The organism is Dietzia cercidiphylli, from assembly GCF_014145145.1.
In the GTDB taxonomy this organism is placed as follows: Bacteria; Actinomycetota; Actinomycetes; order Mycobacteriales; family Mycobacteriaceae; genus Dietzia; species Dietzia natronolimnaea.
In genome coordinates this window covers 1-2,155 of sequence record NZ_JAALEA010000334.1, presented here as the reverse complement: position 1 = coordinate 2,155, position 2,155 = coordinate 1, and the positions used below count along the sequence as shown (strand labels likewise).

Genomic DNA, 2,155 nt, shown 5'->3' with positions numbered 1-2,155 from the left:
CGCGACCCGGGGGCTCTCGTCATACCACCCCACCCACGTGCGTGGCAGGCTGCAGGCGAGCTTGCAGGCCTGCGGACGAGGACCGGGCCCGTCTCCGGCTCGGGTGACCGGCGGACCGGAGGGAGTCGGCCTCGGGTTCGGACTGGCTGGCGTGGTCGGGGCCGCCGTGGTCTCGGATCTGGAGGATGAGAGAGGTGCCGACGGGGTGGACAAGCGACTGAATCGGCTCACCCTCGAGCGTCGGCAGGTGTGGATCTATGTCGCGGCCATCGCCGCGGGTCTCGCATCGGGGAGCGCCATCCCGGCGACGGCGTCGATGGCCGAGGTGCTGCTGTGGCCGGTTCTCGCCCTGTTGCTCTATGCCACGTTCCTCCAGGTGCCGGTGCTGCACCTGATCTCCGCCTCGCGCGACCTCCGGTTCTCCGGAGTGGTCCTGTTGGGCAACTTCGTACTCATGCCCCTGATCGTGTGGGCGATGGTGTCTCTCCTTCCCGCCGACCCCGCGATCCGTCTGGGCGTGTTGCTGGTGTTGCTCGTGCCGTGCACCGACTGGTTCATCGCCTTCACCCAGCTCGCCGGCGGGGATGTGCCCCGGGCCGCCGCGGTGACCCCCGTCAACCTTGTTCTACAGCTGCTCCTGCTTCCTCTTTATCTGCTGCTCATGGCGCGGGAGGAGGTCACAGGGTTGATCACGCTCAACGTGGTCGCGCCGGCGCTGCTGATCGTCGCCGTGCCCCTGATCGCGTCGACGCTCACGCAGTGGTGGGTCGATGCCCGCCCGGGGCGTCTTGTGGTGCGTGATCGATGGGCCTGGGCACCGGTTCCGCTGCTCGCTGGTGTCGTGTTTCTCGTCGCCACGGCTCAGGTGGATACCGTGCTCGGTGCGCTGAACGTTCTCCCGGTCGTCGTCCCGGTCTTCGTGGCGTTCCTGCTCGCGGCCGCGCTCACCGCCAAGGCTCTGGCGGTCTCGTTCTCTCTCCCGCCCCGACAGGCCCGGACACTCGCCTTCGGACTCGGGACCCGGAATTCGTTTGTCGTCCTTCCGCTGGCGCTCGCACTGCCTGAGGGGTTCGAGGTGGCGGCAGTGGTGATCGTGGCACAGACCCTGGTCGAGCTCCTCGGCATGATCGCCTTCCTCTGGCTGATTCCGGTGGTCTTCAGGACCGACCAGCGGTCCGCCGACGGGGGACTGTGAGGACCACCGTGTCGACGGGTCCCGGGGCGGCGGATGTGGCCACCGCACCTATCTGCGCTCGGCTGGTGCGAGGGCGGAGCGACGGTTGTCCACGGTGGTGCCGGCACACTCCACCGAGAGCCTGCTGCGTGTGTCACACGATGGCGTCGAGGGCGTGGGGCAGCGTCGTGACTCCGTCGGTCGCGAGGAAGTGGCCCGCTCCCGGGACGACCTGAGCCGACGTGCCGAGAAGACCGGCCAGGCGGTCTGTGAGGTCGACAGGAACATGATCGTCGTCGTCGGAACGCAAGATGGTGAGCGACCCGGCCCTCTCTCGGATCCCGGACAGGTCCACGCCGTCACCGATGAAGTCGTCCAGTTCGGGTAGCCCCGGCAACGGGTCGACGAATCCCGAGACGAGCACGAGACCGCCCACCTCCCACGGTCCCGTCAGGGAGGCGAGGTGGCGCAGAACGGTGAGGCAACCGAGGCTGTGGGCGACCACGATCGTGTCTCTCCCCGGGATACCGAGCTCTTCTGCGGCGGTAGCCGCCCACCGGTCCGGAGATGGGGACGTGGACTCCGGCAAGGCGGGTACTCGTGTGGGGACCCCCGCGTGTTCGAGCTGTTCTGCGAGCCACCCGAACCAATGGTCCGCGGGCGTCGCACCGTACCCGTGGAAGATCACGGCCTGGGTGGTTCTTACCGACGTCATGCCACCGAACGGCAGACCGTGCCGCAAGGGAGGGTGAGTACAGCCCTGGCGGCCTGGGTGTCGTTCCACTCCTCCGCACCGGCTCGCGGCCGGGGATCACCGAGGGGAGTGTCCGACCGTTGCTCGGGTTCAGTCCGAGCGCGGGGCAGTTGCTCACCTGCTCGCGTTGATGCATCAGTGTGCTGCCGGGTTCGGTGTCCGGCGGGCACCGGAGACCGGGCCGTGATGCTCGGACCTGACTTCCACAAGTTGACGCTGTTCTAGGG

General features: G+C 68.3%; 2 protein-coding genes. One reads left to right on the top strand and one right to left on the bottom strand.

Translation table 11 applies throughout. The annotated features are described in order from the left end of the window. Positions 1 to 205: 205 nt before the first annotated feature. Complete coding sequence (locus G6028_RS12095; RefSeq protein ID WP_338404209.1) at positions 206 to 1,195, top strand: bile acid:sodium symporter; 990 nt, start codon at positions 206 to 208, stop codon at positions 1,193 to 1,195. 133 nt (positions 1,196 to 1,328) lie between these two features. Here G6028_RS12095 and G6028_RS12090 read toward each other — a convergent pair whose 3' ends face one another. After that, positions 1,329 to 1,889 (bottom strand): RBBP9/YdeN family alpha/beta hydrolase, encoded by a 561-nt coding sequence (locus tag G6028_RS12090; protein WP_179524635.1) that lies wholly within the window; start codon positions 1,887 to 1,889, stop codon positions 1,329 to 1,331. Positions 1,890 to 2,155 lie beyond the last annotated feature (266 nt).